Source organism: Sphingomonas sp. SP5, assembly GCF_058313455.1.
On record NZ_JBZFLF010000004.1, the window covers coordinates 175,893 to 197,195 of the forward strand.

A 21,303-nucleotide genomic window follows, 5' to 3' on the forward strand; every position below is an offset into this window, starting at 1 on the left:
AGGATTGGGCATGGCACGCGCCGCCTTCATCGGACTGGGCAACATGGGCGGCGGCATGGCCGCGAACCTCGCGCAGAAGGGGCATGACGTCCGCGCCTTCGACCTCAATGCCGAGGCGCTGGACAAGGCGAAGGCGGCCGGCTGCCTGCCCGTTGCCAGTGCGGTGGAGGCGGTGGACGGTGCCGAGGCGATCGTCACCATGCTGCCCGCCGGCAGCCATGTCGAAAGCGTCTATGCCGACGCGGTATTCGGCCGCGCGCCGGCCGGCGCGATCCTGATCGACTGTTCGACGATCGACGTCGCCACCGCCCGCCGCGTTGCCGAGGCCGCCGCCGCACAGGGCCTGGCCGCCGTCGATGCGCCGGTGTCGGGCGGCATCGCCGCCGCCAACGCCGGCACGCTCACCTTCATGGTCGGCGGGCAGCAGGAGGCGTTCGAGCGCGCACAGCCGTTCCTCGCCGACATGGGCAAGGCGGTGATCCACGCCGGCGCCAGCGGCGCGGGCCAGGCGGCGAAGATGGCGAACAACATGCTGCTCGGTGCCACGATGATCGCGACCTGCGAAGCGTTCCGGCTGGCCGAGCGGCTCGGGCTGGATGCCCAGACCTTCTACGACATTTCCTCGGTCAGTTCGGGGCAGAGCTGGTCGATGACCAGCTATTGCCCGGTCCCCGGCGTCGGCCCGGAAACGCCCGCCGACCGCGACTATCAGGGCGGGTTCGCCGCGGCGCTGATGCTGAAGGACCTGCGCCTCGCCATGCAGGCGGCCAAGGATGCCGGCGCCGTCACCCCGCTCGGCCGCCACGCGACCGAGCTGTACGAGGCCTTCGTCGCAGAGGGGCAAGGCACGACGGACTTTTCGGGAATCATCCGGACGCTGTGATGAGCTGATTCGCCGTCTCTTCCTTCTCCCGATGGGAGAGGGAGGGGAGCGCCGCAGGCGCGGAAGGGTGAGGGTGGCCGCGGGCGGGCCGGCGCCCCTCAGGCAGCCCGCATCCGCCGCCGCACCGCCCCGACCGCGCCCGACCAGAGCAGCGTCTCCAGTCCCGCATAGCCGAGCCCCAGATGCGGCGGCCGCGCCGCAAGCACATCGCTCAACCCGACGCTGCCCGAGCGCAAGCCTGCCCGCCCGATCCGCGCCCAGCGCCGCGCGGTTTCCCAGCGGATCAGCTTGCGACTCTCGGCATCGGGTCGCTCCTGCTGCAGGAAAGCGGCCTGCAACGCCGCAATCCCCTCCCCCAGCCGCACCAGCGTCGCGCGATCGGGCACGGGCAGGCCACCCATGTTGTGCAGCACGAGCAGCATGGCGAGGTCGGCCGCGCCAGCCTCCCCCAGCAACGGCGCATGCCGCTCCGCCAGCACCCGCATCGCGGATGCGCGCATCGTATCGGTGAACCGCTTCGACGCGCCGCCCGCGTGCTGGCGGTAGAGCAGCAGCGGCGTGTCGATCCGCGCGATCCGGCCCAAGGGCCGGATGCGATGGTACAGGTCGAAATCCTCGGCGTAGAGGATGTCGGGTCGGGTGAAGGGGTGCAGCATCCGCGCAACGTCGGTGCGAACCATCACCGTCGACCAGACAAGGGGATTCTCGATCCAGCTGAGCCAGGCGATCAGGTCCGGCGTGGTGTGCGGCGCATAGTGCATCGCCGATACCTTGCGTCCGTGCAGCTGGTTCGCCTGCGCCCCCACCAGCACGACGCCGGGATGCGCATCCAGATAGGCGACCTGCCGCGCCAGCCGATCGGGCAGGCACAGGTCGTCCTGGTCGAGCCCCGCGATATAGCGCCCGCGCGCCGCCGCGACGCCGCGGTTGCGCGTCCGCACCGGCCCGCCGTTTTCGGCGTTCTCGATCAGCCGGACGCGGGGATCGCCCCAGCCGCGCACGATCGCCCGCGTATCGTCGGCCGAACAATCGTCGACGACGATCGCCTCCCAGTCGGCCAGCGTCTGCCGTTCGAGCGATCGGAGCGTTTCGCCGATGAAGCCCGCCCCGTTGTATCCGGGGATGACGACCGAGACGGTCGGCGCTGCGCTCATGCCGCCGCCTGTGCCTCCCGGTCGAGCAGCTGGTCGACGATCATCTGGCCGACGTCGTTCTGCCACAGCCACAGCCCATTCGCCTGGCCGCGGAAGCTCGCCTCGCCACCCAGCCGGCCCCAGGGCACGAAGCCCGCCGACAGGCCGATGCCATAGACGCCCGGCACCGGCCGGTCGGCGGCGTCGAGGATCCGGCAATGCCGGTCGACCATCGGCCGCCCGGCATGATGCGCCAGCGCGATGGGCGCGCCGTCCGCGCCGAGCAGCGGCACCGCGCGCGGGCGATAGCCCAGCGCGCCGATCACCAGATCCGCGCCCGCGATGATCCGCTGCGCCGCTTTGTCCACGTCGCCCGCGATCCGGTGCGTCGCAACGCGCGGATCGGGCGTGCGGCCGCCCAGCGCCAGCATCCGCAGCACCAGCTCGCGCGATTCCAGCCGCAGCCCGGCGAGCCGCAGCACGAAGCCGCTGACCGGGCAGATATCGTTCTCGTCGAAATCGTGGAAACCGTCGGCATGCGCGGCGGCGATGGTCGGGTAGAAGGGCTTGAGCGGCTGGCGGTGGAGAATGGTGATTGCCCCTGCCCCGAAGGCGAAGCCGGGCTGGTCCTTCAGCAGCAGCACCGCCGCGGCGATCGCGCTGGTCGATGCGCCGACGATCGCGATGCGGGGCGCCGGCACCGCGCGCAGCCGCGCGTGCACCGCCGCCATGCCGCCCAGCCGCAGCACCGCGTCCGACCGCATCAGCCGCTCGCCCGCCAGCGCGCCGAGCGTCGCACCCGCGACCTGCTTGGCGGCGACCTGTTCGTCGGTCTGGTGGCCGCCCGTCGCCACCACGACATTGGCCGACACCAGCTGGCGCGTCGCGCCGCCGGGGCCCTGCACGATCGTCCGCCAGCGCCCGTCGCCCGTCCGCTGCACGCTCGATGCCTCGTGCCCGGTCAGCACCTCGCCGCCGTGCGCGACGACGATGTCCTGCAACCGGTCGGCGGTCGCCGCGAGCAGCGGCGCGGTATCGACCAGCGGCGCGCCCAGTTCGCCGACATAGCGTTGCATCAGCCGCGCCGCGGGATGATCCTCCAATGCGGCGAGTTCAGGGTGCGGATTGTCCTTCACCGCCGACAGGAACGTCTCGGCCGTCGTATCGGAGCGGATCGCATATTGGCCGAGTTCGCCTGCGCCGAGGCGCGGCCGGCGCTCGACGATCGCCAGCCCCGCGGTCGCGAGCGGCACCAGCCGGCCCTGCTTGCTCGCCGCGGTCAGCATCGCGGTCCCGGCCGGGCCACCGCCGATCACCACCGTCGCCAGATCGTCGCGCACCCGTGCCGCCCCCACGCGCGCCAATGCGCCGTCCGCCACCGTCTCGATCGCGCGGACGAGGCGCCCGGCGATCACCGGCGCATCGGCGGCGGTCATCGCATCGGTGATCGGCAGGCTCAGCATCCGCGCGCCGATCGCATCGGCGACCGGCGTCGGCTCGATCACCGCGGTGTCGCGAAACAGGGGCTGTTCGCCGAGATGCGGGCTGAAATACTGACCCGCGCCCACTCCGTCGGCGGCGAGCGCGGCGATGATCGCCGGGCGATGCGCGGCGAGGTCGCGGGGCAGCAGCACCGGCATGAACTGCGTCGCCTGCCGCCGCCCCCGCACCGCCTGCGTCGTAAAGCCGGCCAGCGCCGTGCGATAGGCGGCGTCGATCGCGGCGCGTGCCTCGCACACCGGTTCGATCCCGCTGAGCTTGGCGCGCGCCATCAGCGCGATCACCTCGGGCAGCTTGGCGTTGATGCCGGGCAGCGTCGCGCTCCGCCCGGCCTCGAAGCCGAAATTGATCATGCCGCGCAAGCCATCGATCAGGCCGGGCTCGCCGCTATAGACGAAGCCGCCCTCCGCCACCGAGAAGGTCTTGGTCGCATGCATCGAATAGACGATCGTGAACGGCGCGCCGGTGCCGAAGCCGCGGCCCGCGTCGTCGATCGTCCCGAGCGAGGCGGCGGCGTCGATCACCACGCCGACGCCATAGTGGCTGGCAAGCCAGGCGTAGCGATCGAGGTCGATCGCCGTGCCGAACGTCGCATAGGGCACGATCACGCCGATGCGATCCCCGTAGCGGGCGAGCAGCGCCTCTTCCTGCGCCGGATCGGCCGTCCAGCCATCGGGCTCGATGTCGCAGACCAGCGGCGTCAATCCCGCCCATAACGCCGCCTGCGCCGTCGCGGCAAAGGTCAGTGCCGGCATCAGCGCCAGCGTCCCCGGCCGCGGATGCAGCCCCGCCGCCTGACGCAGCGCGACCATCAGCCCCAGCGTCGCGTTGCCCACGGCAAGCCCTGCGCCGACGCCGCCGAACATTCGCTCGACCATCTCGGCCTCCAGCGCGCGCACCTCCGGCCCGTTGTTGCTGAACACGCCCGACGCCTCGATGCGACGCAATCCGTCGGTCAGCGCGGACAGCCGCGGCGGATTGGGCGCGATCAGCGGATATTCCATGCAGCGGGCGTCCTGACGAAGTCCAGCCGCCCGCTTAGCCAGCCGCCCCTAAAAACCAGTTAGCGTCCCCCATCCGCCCGCCATCCTCCCCAACACGGGCAGGGCGACCAGCGAAGCTGGTGGAGTGGGCGTCTCCCCACGCACGACATGCGTCGTTTACCTCCCCCTGGCGGCGGCGCCCTTCGCTGGAGCCGATGGCTCAGCCAATATCAGCAACATACAGCAACAAACGATTGACTGCCTCGGCAACAGTTGCCATGGCAACCATATGTCCTTCTACTCCGACTCGAACTTCGACCCCGAGAATTCGATCGGCTATCTCATTCGCCGGTCCGAACAGCTCGGCAGCGCCGCGCTGGAGCCGGTGTTCGCCGCCGCTGATATCACCAAGACGCAATGGAGCGCGCTGGTCGCGCTGCACTTCAACCGCGCGACCACCTGTGCCGAGATCGCCCGCGACCTCGGCCACGACAAGGGCGCGACGACGCGGCTGGTCGACCAGCTGGAGGAGCGCGGCTGGATCACCCGGACTCGCGGCGAAGACGACCGCCGCCTTGTCCGGGTGGCGATCACCCCTGCCGGCAGTGCCATCGCCGCCGGCGTTCGCGACAGCGTGATCCGCGTGTGGAACCGCTGGCTCGACGACTGGAACGACAAGGACATCATCGAGCTGATCCGCCTGCTCGGGCGGCTGCGCGACACCCTGCAACAGGCCCCCGACGAAGGCACAACCGCGTGAAACCAGCCTCTCTTTCCCTGCTCGCCGCGCTGCTGGCGAGCGCCTGCGCCGTGCCGCACAGCCCGCCCGCGGTGGCGCCGGTCGCGCCCGCGACGCTGGGCCTTTCCGGCGCGGTGGCACCGGCGATCCGCGACGATTGGTGGACCGGCTTCGGCGATCCGCAGCTCGACCGCCTGGTCACCGATGCGACCGCGGGCAATCCGACGCTCGACGCCGCGCTCGCCCGTGTCGCCCAGGCGCAAGCGGTGCTCTCCAGCCGCCGCGCCGAGGACGGGCCGGACCTGACGCTCGACGGATCGGGCCAGGTGCAGCGCCTGTCCGGCCGCTACATCATCCCCCCGCCTTATGGGGGCACCGTCCGCTTCGTCGGTCAGGCGCAGGCGAACCTCGCCTGGAATCTCGACCTGTTCGGCCGGCAGAAGGCGGCGATCGCCGGCGCGCGGGCCTCGGCCGAGGCGGCGGGGCTGGACCTGGCGGCCGCGCGGCTCGCCATCGCCGGATCGGTGGTGCAGACCTATGTCGACCTCGCCCGTGCCGAGGCGGAGGCGGCGATCGCCCGCCGTACGATCGCGACGCGCGAGGAATCGCTGCGGCTGGTCAACGTGCGCATCCGCAACCGCCTCGCCAGCAATCTGCAGGCGACCGCCGCGGGCACGCTGCTCGCCCAGGCGCGCACCGCGCTGGTCCGTGCCGAGGGCGCCCGCGCGCTGGCGGTGAACGCACTCGCTGCGCTCGCGGCACGCGGACCGGATTATGCCGCCGGTATCCGGCCGGCGACGCTGCGGTTCGATGCCGCGCTGCCGCTGCCCGCCGCGGTGCCGGCCGACCTCCTCGCCCGCCGGCCGGACATCGCCGCGGCACAGGCGCGGATCGCCGCCGCCGCCGCGGGACGCCAGGTCGCACGCCGCGCCTTCTACCCCAACGTCAACCTGTCGGCGCTCGCCGGCTTCCAGGCGATCGGCCTCGGCAACCTGTTCAGCCTCGATGCCGGGACGGTCGGCGCCGGGCCGGCGATCCACCTGCCGCTGTTCGACAATGGCCGGCTGAAGGCGGATCTCGCCGGCGCCACCGCCGCGCTCGACCTCGCCACCGCCGATTACAACGACCGGGTGATCGGCGCGGTGCGCGAGGCGGCGGACGGCATCGCCCAGGTTCGCAACCTCGCCGACCAGCGCGCACGCACCGCCGAGGTGGTGCGCGGCTTTGCCGAGACCAACCGCCTGAACGCGATCCGAGTCCAGAGCGGCCTCGATAGCAAGCTCGACCTCGTCGACAATGACGTCCGCCTGCTCGACGCCGAGCTGGCGCAAGCCAATCTCGCCGCCGAAGCGGCCCGCCAGCGCGTCGCGCTGGTGCTGGCGCTCGGCGGCGGCTTCTCCTCGCAGGAACCCCGCCGATGACCGACACGCAAGCCCCGACCCCGCAGCCCGCATCGTCGGGGGGCAAGCCCCGGGCGCGCCGCCGCGCCTTCCTGATCCTGGGCGTGATCGTCTTGGTGGCGCTGATCGTGTGGGCGGTCTTCCACTTCCTGCTCGCCAAGCCCGAGCAGGAGACGGACGACGCCTATGTCGCCGGCGACGTCGTCGCGATCACCGCGCGCGACGCCGGGCAGGTCATCGCGATCCACGCCGACAACACCCAGACGGTGAAGGCCGGGCAGCCGCTGATCGATCTCGACCCCGTCACCGCCGATGTCGCGCTGGCATCGGCCGAAGCTGAGCTCGCCCGTGCGGTGCGTGCGACCCGCGCCGATTTCTCCAAGGTTTCCGAAAGCGGCGCCGCCGTCGTCCAGGCGCGCGCGCAACTGAACGCCGCCACCGCCGACTACGCCCGCCGCCAGGGTGCCGCGGCACAGGGCGCGATCTCGGGCGAGGAGCTAGCCCATGCCGCCGACGCGGTGAAGGTGGCACGCGCCAACCTCAACCTCGCGGTCAGCCAGCAGGCGCAGTCGCAATCGGCGGTGGAAGGCACCAGCACCAGCACCAATCCCGCCGTCATGGCCGCGATCGCCGCCTATCGCCGCGCCGCCATCACCCGCAGCCACATGCACATCATCGCCCCCATCGACGGCGTGGTGGCGCAGCGCACGGTGCAGATCGGCCAGCAGGTCGCGGCGGGCACCCCGCTGATGGCGGTGGTGCCGCTCACCCGCGTATGGGTCGACGCCAATTTCCGCGAAACGCAGCTGAAGGACCTGCGCATCGGCCAGCCCGTGCATATCACCGCCGACATGTATGGCGACGATGTGGTGTTTCACGGCCATGTCATGGGCGTCGGCGCCGGATCGGGCAACGCCTTCGCGCTGCTGCCGCCGCAGAACGCCAGCGGCAACTGGATCAAGATCGTCCAGCGCGTGCCGGTGCGTATCGGCCTCGACCCCAACGAACTGGCGAAGAACCCGCTGCGCGTCGGCCTGTCGGTCAACGCCACGGTGGATACGGCCAACCTGTCCGGCGCCCGCCTCGGCCGCCCGGCGGCATCCACCTATGCGCGTCAGCCGACCGACGGCACCGATCCCGCCGTCGAGGCGAAGATCCGCCAGATCATCGCCGCCAACCGCTGATGCTGTCCCCCTCGCCCTCACCCTTCGCCGGCTGCGCCGGAGGGGTGCGGGTGACATCCTGAAGGCATAAGATCATGCCCCCGCAACCTGCCCCCCTCACCGGCGGCAAGCTCGCGCTCATCGCCTTCGCGCTGGCGTTGGGCACGTTCATGATGGTGCTCGACAGCACGATCGCCAACGTGTCGCTGCCGACGATCGCCGGCAATCTCGGCGTCTCCAGCGACAATTCGACCTGGGTCATCACCGCCTTTGCGGTGGCGAATGGCGTCGCTGTGCCGCTGACCGGCTGGCTGATGGGCCGGTTCGGGGTGGTGCGCACCTTCTGCACCGCGGTGGCGGCGTTCACCGTCGCCTCGTTCCTGTGCGGCATCGCCTGGGACCTGCCGTCGCTGATCGTCTTCCGCATCCTCCAGGGCGCGTGTTCGGGGCCGATGATGCCGGGCAGCCAGGCGCTGCTGATCTCGATCTTCCCGCCCGACAAACGGTCGACCGCGCTCGGCGTCTGGTCGATGACGACGCTGGTCGGGCCGGTGATGGGGCCGATCCTGGGCGGCTATATCAGCGACAATTACCACTGGAGCTGGATCTTCCTCATCAACCTGCCCTTCGGCATCTTCACCACCCTCGTCTGCTGGAACGGCCTCAAGAGCCGCGAGACGCCGACGCGCAAGCTGCCGATCGACACCGTCGGGCTGATGCTGCTCGTGCTGTGGGTCGGATCGCTCCAGATCATGCTCGATCTCGGCAAGAATGCCGACTGGTTCAACGATCCGGCGATCTGCGTGCTGGCGGTGGTCGCCGCGGTCGGCTTCGTCGCATGGATCATCTGGGAACTGACCGACGCCAACCCCGCCGTCGACCTGTCGCTGTTCCGCAACCGCAATTTCGCGATCGGCACGCTCGCCTTCTGCCTCGGCTATGCGGTGTTCTTCGCCAACACGCTGATCCTGCCGTTGTGGCTGCAGACCCAGCTCGGCTACACCGCCACCTGGGCGGGGCTGATCGCCGCGCCGAGCGGCGTCGTCGCGGTGCTGATCTCGCCGCTCGCCGCGCGCCTGTCGGGCAAGATCGATGCGCGGCTGCTGGCGACGGTCGCCTTCCTCGCCTTTGCCGTCTCCTACTGGATGCGCTCCAACCTCGTCACCGGCGCCGCGGTGTTCGATTTCATGGCGCCGCTGCTCGTGCAGGGCATCGCGATGAGCATCTTTTTCCTCGCGATGGTCACCATCCTGCTCGACGGCGTGGCGCCACCCCGCATCCCGTCGGCGACGGGCATCTCCAACTTCGCCCGAATCGTGGCGGGCTCGTTCGCCGCGTCGATCATCACCACCGCCTGGGACCGGCGCGAGGCGCTGCACCAGACCCGCCTTGCCGAGGCGATCGGCCAGGGCGTGCCGCTCCAGATGGCGAGCGACACCCTGCAAAAGCTCGGCGCCACCTCGACGCAGGCCGCCGCCGCGATCACCCGGCAGATGGTCGGCCAGGCCTATCTGCTCGCCTCGACCGATCTTTTCCGCGTCTCGGCATGGCTATGCGGGGCGATGGTCGTCATCGTGTGGTTCACCCGCCGGCCCAAGGGTGGCGGCGGCCCGGTCGCCGCGGATTGATCGGCAGGGACCCCCTCCTGCCGGTCAAAGGATGAAGGGAGCCCCTGCCTTGCCGGGAACGACGCGCGAAGGGCGCGCGATGTTCCCGGTCCGGTCGTACCCAAGCCCCCCGCTCGGTTGACCGGCCGGGCGTCCTTGCCTACCCCATGCGGCCATGACCGCGCCCACCATCCTCCTGGTCGAGGACGATCCCGCTCTCCGCACCCTCACCACCCGCGCGCTGCAGGAGAACGGCTACCTCGTCCGCCCCGCCTCCGCCGCGCCCGAAATGTGGCTGGCGCTGGAGGCCGGGCCCGTCGACCTCATCCTGCTCGACATCATGCTGCCCGGCACCAGCGGCATCGACCTGTGCCGCGCGCTCCGGCAGAAGAGCGAGGTGCCGATCATCTTCATCAGCGCCAAGGGCAGCGAGACGGATCGCGTCGTCGGCCTGGAACTCGGCGCCGACGATTATATCGCCAAGCCCTTCGGCAGCCGCGAACTCATCGCCCGCATCCGCGCCGTGCTCCGCCGCGGCACGCTCGAACGCCGCCCGGGCGAGCGGGAGGAGGGCGTGCTGACCTTCGACGATTGGCAGATCACCCTGCCCCGCCGCGAACTCACCTCGCCGACCGGCGCGGTGGTCGACCTGACCGGCGCCGAATTCGACCTGCTGGTCAGCCTGGCCGAACACGCCGGGCGCGTGATCGCGCGCGAACGGCTGATCGAGCTGTCGCGCACGCGGCTGGGCGACAGCTCCGATCGCAGCATCGACGTGCTCATCAGCCGCCTGCGCCGCAAGCTGTCGAGCGCGGGCAAGGACGCGCCGATCATCACCGTGCGCGGCGTCGGCTACATGCTGAATACCGAGGTGACGCGGCGTTGACGCGCGGCCTCGTGCCCGCACATCACGCCGCTCGCCCCGAGCCTGTCGAAGGGCCGGTCGCCGCACGCATCGCCGCGCCGGTCACGACCCGTGCTTCGACACGCTCAGCACAAACGGCGGCGGGGAGGCCTGCGCCTCTCCGACCATGAAGCGCTTCGTCCAGCCCTCGATCGGCCTGCTCGGCCAGATCGTCGCCATCCTGCTCCTCACCATGGTGATCGAGTTCGGCGCCAGCACGCTGCTGTACGAGCGCGCCAGCCAGTTCGCGGTGCGCGACGACGAGGCACGGCGGCTCGCCGAGCATCTGGTCATCGCCCGCCGGCTGATCGCCGAACAGCCGCCCGAGCGGCGCGGCGACATGGCGAACGATCTTACCACCGAACGCTATGCGCTGCACTGGCAGCGCGACCTCGCCGCACCGCCGCCGATCGCGCCCGCGCTCGACAACATGCGCCATCAGGTGGTCGACTGGGAGCCGTCGCTCGGCACCACCGACCTCAGGCTGAAGCTCACCTCGCCCGGCCGCAGCTCGGTGGTCACCGGCGGGTTGCAGCTGACCGATGGCAGCTGGCTCTATTTCCGTACCCTGGAGCCGCTCCAGAACCTCAATCTCGCCACCGAGCGCATCTTCCTCGCGCTCGTGCCCGCCGTTGCGCTGATGGTGATCGGCGGCCTGCTCATCCGCCGCGCGCTGACGCCGATGCGCCAGCTGGCGGTCGCCGCCGATACGTTCGGCGATGCCGAGCACGATCCGGTGCCCGAAGCCGGCCCGCGCGAGGTGCGCCACGTCGTCGCCGCCTTCAACCGCATGGCGGCACGCATCCAGCGCCTGATCGCCGACCGGACGCAGGCGCTCGCCGCGGTCGGCCACGACCTGCGCACGCCGCTCGCCCGCCTGCGGCTGCGCGCCGACGGCGTCGACGATGCGCCGACCCGCGAAGCCATCCAGCGCGACATCGGCGAGATGGAGGCGATGGTCACCTCGCTGCTCGCCTTCCTCGGCGGCGGCAGCGATCCCGAACGCCCGGTGCTGAGCGACGTCGCCGTGCTGTGCGCGACACTGATCGACGATGTCGAGGACCGCGATCTCCCCGGCGTCTACGACGGACCGGCGCATTGCGAGGTCACCGTCCGCGTCTCCGCCCTCAAGCGCGCGCTCGGCAACCTCGTCGAAAATGCGCTGCATTACGCCGGCAACGTCGCCATCCGCCTGACCAGCGCGCAGGCCGGCGTCACCATCGCGGTGGAGGACGACGGCGCCGGCATTCCGGAGGACCAGTTGCGCCGCGTGCTCGAACCGTTCGTCCGGCTCGACACCGCGCGTCCGCGCGACACCGTCGGCTTCGGCTTGGGCCTGCCCATCGTCGCCCGCATCGTCGAGGCGGAGGGCGGCACCCTCACCCTGTCCAACCGCCCCAGCGGCGGCCTGCGCGCCGCCATCTTCCTGCCGCGCTGAACCGCGCCTCCGCGCGTGCCCGCAAAGGCGCGGCGCGGCGCCAGGTTCCTCGCGCCCGGCGCCAGACACACTTTAACACGAAACCGCGGCGCGCCGGCAAAAACGGGTCGGTACACGGGTCCGTTCCAATGCGGCGTCCGCCGCATCCCAGGAGTGTCGTGCCGTGAACGAACCGCTCTGCCTCGATCGCGTAGCCGACCGCTTCCGCCCGATCCGCGAAGGCGCAGCCTTCTCGATCGTCCTCACCGCCTCGTCGCGTCAGGCTGCTGACGTCGTCTTCGCTCAAGCCGCGGAGTAGTCCCCATGTCGGGCGCCTTCAAACTGCCATCGGTCCCGGTCCTCACCCGCGACCTCACCGCCTCGATCGTCGTCTTCCTGGTCGCGATGCCGCTCTGCATGGGCATCGCGGTGGCGTCCGGCGTTCCCCCGGAAAAGGGGCTCATCACCGGCATCATCGGAGGCATCATCGTCGGTGCGCTCGCCGGCTCGCCGTTGCAGGTCAGCGGCCCCGCCGCCGGCCTTGCGGTGGTCGTGTTCGAACTCGTCCGCGACCAGGGCCTCAGCGCGCTCGGCCCCATCCTGGTCCTTGCCGGCCTGATCCAGTTCGTCGCCGGCATCGCCCGGCTGGGCGGCTGGTTCCGCGCGATCAGCCCGGCGGTGGTCCACGGCATGCTCGCCGGCATCGGCGTGCTGATCGTCGTCGGCCAGTTCCACGTCCTGTTCGACGCCAAGCCGCTGCCCAGCGGCCTCCAGAACCTCGCCGCCGCGCCCGGCCGCCTGCTCGGCCTGTCGCCCGGCAACATCGCCGCGGCCGAACTCGCCTTCGGCATCGGCGTGCTGACCATCGCCGCGATGATCGGCTGGGAGAAGTTCCGCCCCGCCTCGCTGAAGCTGGTGCCCGGCGCGCTGATCGGCGTGCTCACCGGCACCGTGGTGGCGCTGGCGTTCGGCCTCGATGTCGCCCGCGTCAACGTGCCGCAGTCGATCACCGCTGCGGTCGCCTTCCCGGGGCCGGAGATGTTCGCCAAGTGGGTCGACCCGTCGATCATCGCCGCGGCGCTCGCCATTGCCTTCATCGCCAGCGCCGAGACGTTGCTGTCGGCGGCGGCGGTGGACCGGATGCACGATGGCGTCCGCACCAACTACAACAAGGAACTGCGCGCGCAGGGCGTCGGCAACTTCCTGTGCGGCCTCGCCGGCGCGCTGCCGATGACCGGCGTCATCGTCCGCTCCTCGGCCAACGTGCAGGCCGGCGCCAAGACGCGCGCGTCGACCATGTTCCACGGCATCTGGATCCTGTCGTTCGTCGCCCTGCTGCCCTGGCTGCTGCGCGAGATCCCGATGGCGGCGCTGGGTGCGATCCTGGTCGTCACCGGCTGGCGCCTCGTCAGCCTCAGCCACGCACGCCACCTGCTGTCGCATTACGGCCCGCTGCCCGCCTTCATCTGGCTGGCGACGCTGGTCACCGTGGTCGCCGAGGACCTGCTCACCGGCGTGCTGGTCGGCATCGGCCTTTCGATGCTGGAACTGGTGCCGCACCTGAAGCGCCTGGGCCTCAAGGTGCAGGAAGGCGAGCTGGCCGGCGCGCATGCGATCAACCTCTCGGGCGCCGCGACCTTCGTGTCGCTGCCCAAGCTGTCCGACACGCTGGAGCGCGCCCCCGCCGGCACGCCGGTGCGGCTCGACGTGAGCAACCTTGCCACCGTCGACCATACCTGCGCCGAGCTCATCAAGGACTGGTTCCAGCGCCGCCGTGCGGCCGGCGATGCCGTCGAGTTGTTCGGCGCGCGTGGCAAGACTGCCGCACTGGCGCACTGATCGACAACCGCCTCACGAAAACGGTTGTTCGGGGCGGAATGCTGCGATAGCGAAGAAGCGTCCGGGATAGATCGGTGCCCCTTCCTTGTGAAGCGAGCGCACCGGCGGCCCGGACGCAGGAGGGACCCTTCCCATTGTTTCGAAAGGGGTCCCATGAAGTATCTGAGCCTGGCCGCGGCGTCGCTCGCGGCATTCGTCGCCCTCCCCGCCTCTGCGCAGGAGACGGCGCCTCCCAAACCGATCACCGTGTCCGGCAGCGTCGCGCTCGTCTCCGACTATCGTCTGCGCGGCGTGTCGCAGACCGACAAGGAAATGGCGGTACAGGGCGGCCTCACCATCGCCCATTCCAGCGGCCTCTACGTCGGCACCTGGGCCTCCAACCTCGCCGGCTGGGGCACGTTCGGCGGGTCCAACATGGAACTCGACCTGATCGGCGGGTACAAGACGCCGATTGGCGGCGGCGCACTGGACGTCGGCCTCACCTGGTACATGTATCCGGGCGGCGCATCGAAGACCGATTTCGCCGAACCCTTTGCCAAGCTGTCCGGCACCGCCGGCCCCGTCTCGCTCCTCGCCGGCGTCGCCTATGCGCCCAAGCAGCAGGCGCTGGGCAAATGGTACAACAGCGGCGCGGCCTATGCGACGGGCGTTCCCAACAATCCCGGCAAGGGCAACGACAACCTCTATCTCTGGGGCGACTTCGCCGCCGCCGTGCCGAATACGCCGCTGACCGCCAAGGCGCATATCGGCCATTCGGACGGCAATTCCGGCCTCGGCCCCAACGGCACCTCCGCGGCACCGACGGGGCATTACTGGGACTGGCTGCTCGGCGCCGATTACGCGATCAAGGGCACCCCGCTGACGCTGAGCGCCTATTATGTCGACACCGACATCACCAAGCGCGAATCGGCCTACCTGCAGCCGAACTTCTCCTCGACCAAGAACGGCAGCTCGATCGCCGCGAGCCAGGTGGTGTTTTCGGTCAGCGCCGCCTTCTGATTCCCAGATCCTCCCCGGCACGGGGAGGGGGACCAGCAAAGCTGGTGGAGGGGGCTCGCCGCGAGCGGTTCGCTTGTGGAGAGCCCCCTCCGTCAGCGCTGGCGCGCTGCCACCTCCCCGTTCCGGGGAGGATTCCGGGGAACCACTGCGCCCCAGCGACGCTAACGCAGGATGCACGATGCGCTGATCTTCACCCCCGACGACGTCGACCTCACCCGTTCGCCGCTGCGCCGCGGGATCGCCGAGCCGACCTATGTCCTCGGCGCGTTCAATCCGGGCTTCACCCGCCTGCCCGGCGGCAACCTGCTGCTGATGGTCCGTATCGCCGAGGCATTGTCCGAGCCGGTGCGCGATGGCCACGTCCGCTCGATCCGCTGGACGCCGGCGGGTTACGTGCTCGACGCATGGCCGCTCGCCGACGTCGACATGACCGATCCGCGCCAGTTCGACCTGAAGGGCAGCCGCCACCGCGTCCTCGCCCTCACCTCCTTGTCCTGGCTGCTGCCGGTCGAACTCGATCCGGCGGGCGAACGGATCGTCGCGGTGCATTACGACGCGGCGATCGAGCCTGCCGCCACCTACCAGGATTATGGCGTCGAGGACGCGCGCATTACCCGCATCGGCGACAGCTGGTACATGACCACCTGCTCGGTCGGCGCGGAGCGGCATTGCACCACGCTCCATACCTCGCGCGATGGCCTCCATTACCGGCTGGAGGGGATCGTGCTCGATCACCAGAACAAGGACATGATCCTGTTCGAAGGTCATGTCGGCGACAAGTTCATAGCGCTCACCCGGCCCCTCGGCGAGGTCTATTTCGCCTATCCGCCCGGCAGCCCCTATCGCGCCGGCCCGTCGATCAACCTCGCCCAGAGCCCCGATGCGCTGCACTGGAAGCCGCTCGACGCCCCCGGCCTGCGCCCGCGCAAGGCGTCGACCTGCTCGGCGAAGATCGGCGGCGGCACCCAGCCGATCCTGACGCCCGAAGGCTGGCTGATGATCTATCACGGCGTCGAGGCGCGCGACACCGTCGGCATCTATCGCAGCTTCTGGGCGCTGCTAGACCGCGACGACCCGTCGCACATCCTGCGGCTGGAGGATGAGACGCCGCTGATGGAGGCGAACCCCGCACTCACGCAGCGGATCGCGCATCAGGTCTATCTGCCGACCCCGGTCGTCTTCTCCACCGGTCTCGTCGACACCGGCGACGACTATCTGGTCGCGAGCGGCGAGGCCGATCTCGCCTGCCGCATGACCCGCCTGCCCAAGGCGCGTTTCGCATGAACTGGTGGCAGACGGGATCGATCTATCAGGTCTATCCGCGCTCGTTCCAGGATAGCGACGGCGACGGCATCGGCGATCTCAAGGGGATCGAGGCGCGGCTCGATCATCTCGTCGCGCTCGGCGTCGATGCGCTGTGGATCTCGCCGATCTTCCCCTCGCCGATGCACGACTTCGGCTATGACGTCGCCGATTATTGCGGCATCGATCCGCGCTTCGGCACGCTTGCCGATTTCGACAGCCTGCTCGCCGCCGCGCACGCGCGCGGATTGAAGCTGCTGCTCGATTTCGTCCCCAACCACAGCTCCACCGACCATCCCTGGTTCCGCGAAAGCCGGTCGTCGCGCGACAATCCGAAGCGCGACTGGTACATCTGGCGCGATCCCGCCCCCGATGCCAACGGTTCTTGGGGCCCGCCCAACAACTGGATCAGCGACTTCGGTGGCTCCGCGTGGGAATATGATGCCACTACCGGCCAATATTACTACCACGCCTTCCTGAAGGAACAGGCCGACCTCAACTGGCGCAATCCCGACCTGCGGCGGGCGATGATGGACGTGCTGCGCTTCTGGTTCGATCGCGGCGTCGACGGATTCCGCATCGACGTGCTCTGGCACATGGTGAAGGACGCCGCGTTTCGCGACAACCCGCCCAACCCCGCTTACCGGCCGGGGATGGGCGAGATGCACAAGGTGCTCCAGCTCCACTCGACCGATCAGCCCGAGGTGCATGCCATCGCCGCCGAAATGCGCAGCATCGCCGACAGTTATCCCGGCGACCGCGTGCTGATCGGCGAGATCTACCTGCCGGTCGACCGGCTGATGCTGTATTACGGCACGGACGTGCCGGAGGTGCATCTGCCCTTCAACTTCCAGCTGATCGACGCGACCTGGGATGCGCGCCATCTTGCCCGGCTGATCGGCGACTATGAAGCGGCGCTGCCGCCGGGCGGCTGGCCCAATTGGGTGCTCGGCAATCATGATCGCCCGCGCATCGCCACCCGCGTCGGCGAGGATCAGGCGCGCGTCGCCGCGGTGCTGCTGCTGACCCTGCGCGGCACGCCGACGATCTATTACGGCGACGAGATCGGCCTGACCGACGTGGCGATCTCCGCCGATCGCGTGCAGGACCCGCGCGAGCTGCGCGAACCCGGCCTCGGCCTGGGCCGCGACCCGGTGCGCACCCCGATGCCGTGGAACGCGAGCGCCCATGCCGGCTTCTCCACCGCCGAGCCATGGCTGCCGCTCAACCCCGATTGGCCGACACGCAACGTCGCCGCGGAGGGCGAAGGGTCGATGCTGGCCTTGTACCGCGCGCTGCTCCACCTGCGCCGCAAGCATGCCGCGCTCGCCATCGGCGACGTCCGCCTGATCGAGGCGGAGGGCGACGTGCTCGCTTACGAACGCCGGCAAGGCGACGAGCGGATCGTCGTCGCGCTCAACATGGGAGCGAACGAGCAGCGCGTGCGGTTACCCGCAGGCGAAACGCTGCTGACCACGCACACGTCCTCTCACCCCAGAGGGGACAGCGAGTTCACCCTGATGCCGAACGAGGCTGTCATCCTGCTCGCCAGCCGCTAAGCCCGCACCCATGAAGATCGCGATGCTCGCCCCCATCTCGTGGCGCACCCCGCCGCGCCACTATGGCCCGTGGGAACTGGTCACCAGCCTGCTGACGGAGGCGCTGGTCGCCCGCGGCGTCGACGTGACGCTGTTCGCGACGCAGGACAGCCTCACCGCCGGCACGCTCGCTGGCGTCGTCCCCGCCCCCTATTCCGAAGATCCCGGCATCGATGCCAAGGTGTGGGAATACCGCCACCTCGCCCATGTCTTCGAACGCGCCGGAGAGTTCGACCTGATCCACAACCAGGCCGATTTCCCCGCCCACGCCTTTGCGCATCTGGTCGCCACGCCGATGGTGACGACGATCCACGGTTTCTCGTCGGACCGCATCCTGCCGATGTACCAGCCCTATCAGGACCGGGTGCATTACGTCGCGATCAGCGATGCCGACCGCTCGGCCCAGCTTCGCTATGCCGCGACGATCCACCACGGCATCGTGCTGGACGATTTCCCCTTCGATGCGCAAGGCAGCGACGACCTGCTGTTCTTCGGCCGCATGCACCCCGACAAGGGCGCGGCGGAAGCGATCGCGGTGGCCGAGGCGACCGGCCGCCGCCTCGCCATGTACGGCATCGTCCAGGACCAGGGCTATTACGAGCGCGCCGTCGCGCCGCACCTGTCGGCCACCATCACCCATCCCGGCGCGGTCGGCGGCGACGAACGGACGCGCGCGCTCGGCGCCGCCGCGGCGCTGCTCCACCTCATCAACTTCGACGAACCCTTCGGCCTGTCGGTGATCGAGGCGATGGCCTGCGGCACGCCGGTGATCGCGATCAACCGCGGCTCGATGCCCGAACTGATCGACGATGGCGTCACCGGCTTCCTGGTCGACAGCGTCGACGAAGCGGTCGCCGCGGTCGCCCGGCTGGGGGAGATCGATCGCGCCGCCTGCCGCCGCGCCGTCGCCGAGCGCTTCTCGGTCGAACGCATGGCCGATTCCTACATCGCGCTCTATCGCACCATCATCGGCGGCTGAACCGGCGGCAGATTTGCGCGTATAGCAGGAACCATGTTCGCCCGGCTCCGCCGCTTCCTGTCCGAAGAACGCTGGGAGTTCCTGCCGCATGAGGTTCCCGCCATCCCCGGCTCGCCGGGATCGGTGGAGCATGCCTTGCGCTACCGCATCGCTTATGGCGCGATTGCGGTGCTGCTCGGCCTCACCGGCGGCCTCGGCAACGCCCTCATCTCGGCCAACACCTATACGCTGCAGGGGGCGCTCGGCCTCGATCCGGCGGAGATTGCCTGGCTGCCGACGATCTATGTAATGACCAACGTCAGCATCAACCTGCTGCTCATCAAGTTCCGCGCGCAATTCGGCCTCAGGCCCTTTGCGCTGATCTTCCTGGGCCTCTACGCCGCCTTCACGCTCGGCCACCTGTTCGTGCGCGAATTCGACACCGCGCTGCTGGTCCGCGCGGCGAGCGGCATGGCGGGTGCCGCCGTCTCCAGCCTGTGCCTCTATTACATGATGCAGGCGCTGCCGCTCAAATGGCGGCTGAAGGCGGTGGTGGTCGGCATCGGCATCCCGCAATGCGCGACGCCGCTCGCCCGGCTGTTCTCGCCCGACCTGCTCGCCATGTCGCAGTGGCGCACCCTCTACCTGTTCGAACTCGGCCTCGCCCTGCTCAGCCTCGCCGCCGTCGCCCTCCTCCGCCTGCCGCCGACGACGCGGTCCAAGGCATTCGAACGGCTGGACTTCGTCACCTTCATCCTGTTCGCCGGATCGATGGCGCTGTTCGCCGCGGTGCTCGGGCTCGGCCGGATCGTCTGGTGGACCAATGCGCCCTGGATCGGCTGGGCGCTGGTCGCGGCGATCCCGATGCTCGCCGCGGCGCTGCTGATCGAGCATCACCGCGCCAACCCGCTGCTCAACACCCGCTGGCTGGGCAGCGCCGACATCGTCCGCTTCGCCGTGGTGACGATCATGGCGCGCATCCTGCTGTCGGAACAGACCTATGCCTCGGTCGGGCTGCTCACCGTGCTGGGGCAGAACAACGATCAGCTGGGGACGTTCTTCGCCATCATCTTCCTCGCCTCCGCGGCGGGCGTGACACTGAGCGCGATCACGCTGGACGTGAACCGGCTGGCGCATCCGATCATGCTGGCGGTCGGCCTCGTCGCGGTCGCCGCCTTCGCCGACAGCCACGCGACCAGCCTCACCCGCGCCCCGCAGATGTACTGGAGCCAGGCGCTGATCGCCTTTGCCGCGACCTATTTCCTCGGTCCTGCGCTCTTGTTCGGCATGACCCGCGCGTTGCAGCAGGGGTCGGGGCATATCATCAGCTTCGTCGCGCTGTTCGGCCTCATCAATTCGATCGGCGGCCTCGCCGGCACCGCGCTGCTCGGCAGCTATCAGGTGATCCGCGAAAAGGCGAACAGCGCCGCGCTGGTCCAGAATATCGACCCGACCGATCCGATCGTCGCGCAACGCCTGCAAGCGGGTGGCGCGGCGGTGTCGCGCGTCGTCGGCGATCCGGCGCTGCGCAGCGCGGAGGGCGGCGCCATTCTGTCGCAGGCCGCGACGCGAGAGGCCAACGTCCTTGCCTATGACGACGTGTTCCGGCTGGTGGCGGTGCTCGCCGCGCTCACCTTCTGCTACCTCGTCTTCCTCATCATCCGCCGTGCCCGCCGCGAACGGCGCGCCGCTTTAGCCGAGACGCCCGCATGACTGACGCCCGCAGCCCTGTCGATCCGGCGCCCGCCACCGAAGAGGCGCTGGCGGAAGCGGCAGCGGACACGCCGCCCGCCGCGCCGGCGAGTTCGGGCTGGCGACCGCAGCCGCCCGGCCGCACCGCGCTGATCGTCATCGTCCTCCTTGCGATCGGCGGCGTCCTCGCGGTGCTCGCCGCATGGCGGATGCCGCCCTTCGCCAACGCCTATCAGTCGACCGACAACGCCTATGTCCGCGGCCGCACCACCGTGATCGCGCCACAGGTATCGGGCTATGTCACGCAAGTGTTCGTCCGCGACTTCGACACGGTCGCTCCCGGTCAGCCGCTGGTGCGGATCGACGACCGCATCTACCGCCAGCGCGTCGACCAGGCGGCGGCGCAGGTCGCGGCGCAGGCGGCGACGCTCGCCAATGCCCAGCAATCGGAGCGCAGCCGCACCGCCAGCTTCGCGGCGCAAACCGCCGCCGTCGCCAATGCCGAGGCGCAGCTGATGCGCGCGCAGGCGGACATGAACCGGGTCAACGACCTCGTCACCGATGGCTCGGTCAGCTTGCGCGAGCGCGACCAGACGCTCGCCGCGCTGCGTCAGGCCCAAGCCGGCGTGCAGCAGGCGCGCGCCGCGCGCGAGATCGCGGCGCAGGATATCCGCACCGTGCAGGTCGGCCGCGGCGGCCAGCGTGCCGGTGTATCCGGCGCCGAAGCCGCCCGCCGCCTCGCCCAGATCGATCTCGCCAACACCGTCATCCGCGCGCCGGAGGGCGGCCGCCTCAGCGAAGTCGGCGTCCGCGTCGGTCAATACGTCACCGCCGGGTCGCAGCTGATGTTCCTCGTGCCGCCCGAAACCTGGGTGATCGCCAATTTCAAGGAGGCGCAGACCGCGCGCATGGCGGTCGGCCAACCGGCGAGCTTCACCGTCGACGGTCTCGCCAACGCGCGCCTCACCGGCCGCGTCGAGCGCATCTCGCCCGCGGCGGGATCGGAATTCGCGGTGCTGAAGGCGGACAACGCCACCGGCAACTTCACCAAGGTGCCGCAACGCATCGCGGTCCGCATCCGCATCGACCCCGGCCAGTCTCTCGCCACCCGCCTGCGCCCCGGCATGTCCGTCCAAGCCCGCATCGACACCGCCACCGGCCCGGTGGTGCGGTGATGACACGCGCA

General features: G+C 70.0%; 17 protein-coding genes. 15 read left to right on the forward strand and 2 right to left on the reverse strand.

Features of this window, described 5'->3' with window-relative positions:
• Nucleotides 1-10 precede the first annotated feature (10 nt).
• On the forward strand, nt 11-883 hold the full coding sequence (mmsB, locus tag AC4GY7_RS11695) for a 3-hydroxyisobutyrate dehydrogenase (protein WP_491114168.1): 873 nt from the start codon (nt 11-13) through the stop codon (nt 881-883).
• Between the two features lie 98 nt (nt 884-981).
• Here mmsB and AC4GY7_RS11700 read toward each other — a convergent pair whose 3' ends face one another.
• Nucleotides 982-2,037: a glycosyltransferase family 2 protein gene (locus tag AC4GY7_RS11700; RefSeq protein WP_491114170.1), complete on the reverse strand. Its 1,056-nt coding sequence runs from the start codon at nt 2,035-2,037 to the stop codon at nt 982-984.
• Nucleotides 2,034-4,520: a DegT/DnrJ/EryC1/StrS family aminotransferase gene (locus AC4GY7_RS11705; RefSeq protein WP_491114173.1), complete on the reverse strand. Its 2,487-nt coding sequence runs from the start codon at nt 4,518-4,520 to the stop codon at nt 2,034-2,036. The genes AC4GY7_RS11700 and AC4GY7_RS11705 overlap by 4 nt, the downstream gene beginning before the upstream one ends.
• A gap of 268 nt (nt 4,521-4,788) precedes the next feature.
• On the opposite strand from AC4GY7_RS11705, the gene AC4GY7_RS11710 reads away from it, so the two are divergent.
• The 14 genes from AC4GY7_RS11710 to AC4GY7_RS11775 all read left to right on the forward strand — a co-directional run bounded on the left by AC4GY7_RS11710 (nt 4,789) and on the right by AC4GY7_RS11775 (nt 21,292).
• Nucleotides 4,789-5,259, forward strand: a complete 471-nt coding sequence (locus tag AC4GY7_RS11710; RefSeq protein ID WP_491114176.1) for a MarR family winged helix-turn-helix transcriptional regulator — start codon at nt 4,789-4,791, stop codon at nt 5,257-5,259.
• Nucleotides 5,256-6,659 (forward strand): efflux transporter outer membrane subunit, encoded by a 1,404-nt coding sequence (locus AC4GY7_RS11715; RefSeq protein ID WP_491114179.1) that lies wholly within the window; start codon nt 5,256-5,258, stop codon nt 6,657-6,659. The genes AC4GY7_RS11710 and AC4GY7_RS11715 overlap by 4 nt, the downstream gene beginning before the upstream one ends.
• On the forward strand, nt 6,656-7,822 hold the full coding sequence (locus AC4GY7_RS11720) for an HlyD family secretion protein (protein ID WP_491114182.1): 1,167 nt from the start codon (nt 6,656-6,658) through the stop codon (nt 7,820-7,822). Before AC4GY7_RS11715 ends, AC4GY7_RS11720 begins: the two co-directional genes overlap by 4 nt.
• A gap of 74 nt (nt 7,823-7,896) precedes the next feature.
• Nucleotides 7,897-9,429, forward strand: coding sequence for a DHA2 family efflux MFS transporter permease subunit (locus AC4GY7_RS11725; RefSeq protein WP_491114185.1), 1,533 nt, complete (start codon nt 7,897-7,899; stop codon nt 9,427-9,429).
• A gap of 154 nt (nt 9,430-9,583) precedes the next feature.
• On the forward strand, nt 9,584-10,294 hold the full coding sequence (locus tag AC4GY7_RS11730) for a response regulator (RefSeq protein ID WP_443583389.1): 711 nt from the start codon (nt 9,584-9,586) through the stop codon (nt 10,292-10,294).
• A gap of 145 nt (nt 10,295-10,439) precedes the next feature.
• A complete protein-coding gene (locus AC4GY7_RS11735; protein WP_491114188.1) occupies nt 10,440-11,750 on the forward strand; it encodes an ATP-binding protein in 1,311 nt (436 codons plus the stop codon).
• 163 nt (nt 11,751-11,913) lie between these two features.
• Entirely contained in the window at nt 11,914-12,048 is a 135-nt protein-coding gene (locus AC4GY7_RS11740) for a hypothetical protein (RefSeq protein ID WP_491114191.1), read from the forward strand.
• A 5-nt stretch (nt 12,049-12,053) separates the two neighbouring features.
• Entirely contained in the window at nt 12,054-13,568 is a 1,515-nt protein-coding gene (locus AC4GY7_RS11745) for a SulP family inorganic anion transporter (RefSeq protein WP_443583392.1), read from the forward strand.
• Between the two features lie 153 nt (nt 13,569-13,721).
• Nucleotides 13,722-14,567 (forward strand): TorF family putative porin, encoded by an 846-nt coding sequence (locus AC4GY7_RS11750; protein ID WP_491114194.1) that lies wholly within the window; start codon nt 13,722-13,724, stop codon nt 14,565-14,567.
• Nucleotides 14,568-14,738: 171 nt separating this feature from the next.
• On the forward strand, nt 14,739-15,851 hold the full coding sequence (locus AC4GY7_RS11755; RefSeq protein ID WP_491114196.1) for a glycoside hydrolase family 130 protein: 1,113 nt from the start codon (nt 14,739-14,741) through the stop codon (nt 15,849-15,851).
• Entirely contained in the window at nt 15,848-17,428 is a 1,581-nt protein-coding gene (locus tag AC4GY7_RS11760) for an alpha-amylase family glycosyl hydrolase (RefSeq protein WP_491114199.1), read from the forward strand. The genes AC4GY7_RS11755 and AC4GY7_RS11760 overlap by 4 nt, the downstream gene beginning before the upstream one ends.
• A gap of 10 nt (nt 17,429-17,438) precedes the next feature.
• Nucleotides 17,439-18,446 carry a glycosyltransferase family 4 protein gene (locus AC4GY7_RS11765; RefSeq protein ID WP_491114202.1) on the forward strand — a complete coding sequence of 336 codons (1,008 nt, stop codon included), beginning with the start codon at nt 17,439-17,441 and terminating at the stop codon, nt 18,444-18,446.
• A 33-nt stretch (nt 18,447-18,479) separates the two neighbouring features.
• A complete protein-coding gene (locus tag AC4GY7_RS11770; RefSeq protein WP_443583397.1) occupies nt 18,480-20,138 on the forward strand; it encodes an MFS transporter in 1,659 nt (552 codons plus the stop codon).
• The gene (locus AC4GY7_RS11775; protein WP_491114206.1) at nt 20,135-21,292 is read left to right on the forward strand and encodes an HlyD family secretion protein; all 1,158 of its coding nucleotides are present in this window, start codon (nt 20,135-20,137) and stop codon (nt 21,290-21,292) included. The genes AC4GY7_RS11770 and AC4GY7_RS11775 overlap by 4 nt, the downstream gene beginning before the upstream one ends.
• Nucleotides 21,293-21,303 lie beyond the last annotated feature (11 nt).

Excerpts from the sequence above, each read along its gene's own strand:
- AC4GY7_RS11725 (WP_491114185.1), top strand. The coding sequence starts at position 7,897 with ATGCCCCCGCAACCTGCCCCCCTCACCGGCGGCAAGCTCGCGCTCATC.
- mmsB (WP_491114168.1), top strand. The coding sequence starts at position 11 with ATGGCACGCGCCGCCTTCATCGGACTGGGCAACATGGGCGGCGGCATG.
- AC4GY7_RS11710 (WP_491114176.1), top strand. The coding sequence starts at position 4,789 with ATGTCCTTCTACTCCGACTCGAACTTCGACCCCGAGAATTCGATCGGC.
- AC4GY7_RS11705 (WP_491114173.1), bottom strand. The coding sequence starts at position 4,520 with ATGGAATATCCGCTGATCGCGCCCAATCCGCCGCGGCTGTCCGCGCTG.
- AC4GY7_RS11720 (WP_491114182.1), top strand. The coding sequence starts at position 6,656 with ATGACCGACACGCAAGCCCCGACCCCGCAGCCCGCATCGTCGGGGGGC.
- AC4GY7_RS11755 (WP_491114196.1), top strand. The coding sequence starts at position 14,739 with ATGCACGATGCGCTGATCTTCACCCCCGACGACGTCGACCTCACCCGT.
- AC4GY7_RS11760 (WP_491114199.1), top strand. The coding sequence starts at position 15,848 with ATGAACTGGTGGCAGACGGGATCGATCTATCAGGTCTATCCGCGCTCG.
- AC4GY7_RS11735 (WP_491114188.1), top strand. The coding sequence starts at position 10,440 with ATGAAGCGCTTCGTCCAGCCCTCGATCGGCCTGCTCGGCCAGATCGTC.
- AC4GY7_RS11700 (WP_491114170.1), bottom strand. The coding sequence starts at position 2,037 with ATGAGCGCAGCGCCGACCGTCTCGGTCGTCATCCCCGGATACAACGGG.
- AC4GY7_RS11745 (WP_443583392.1), top strand. The coding sequence starts at position 12,054 with ATGTCGGGCGCCTTCAAACTGCCATCGGTCCCGGTCCTCACCCGCGAC.
- AC4GY7_RS11775 (WP_491114206.1), top strand. The coding sequence starts at position 20,135 with ATGACTGACGCCCGCAGCCCTGTCGATCCGGCGCCCGCCACCGAAGAG.
- AC4GY7_RS11765 (WP_491114202.1), top strand. The coding sequence starts at position 17,439 with ATGAAGATCGCGATGCTCGCCCCCATCTCGTGGCGCACCCCGCCGCGC.
- AC4GY7_RS11750 (WP_491114194.1), top strand. The coding sequence starts at position 13,722 with ATGAAGTATCTGAGCCTGGCCGCGGCGTCGCTCGCGGCATTCGTCGCC.
- AC4GY7_RS11770 (WP_443583397.1), top strand. The coding sequence starts at position 18,480 with ATGTTCGCCCGGCTCCGCCGCTTCCTGTCCGAAGAACGCTGGGAGTTC.
- AC4GY7_RS11730 (WP_443583389.1), top strand. The coding sequence starts at position 9,584 with ATGACCGCGCCCACCATCCTCCTGGTCGAGGACGATCCCGCTCTCCGC.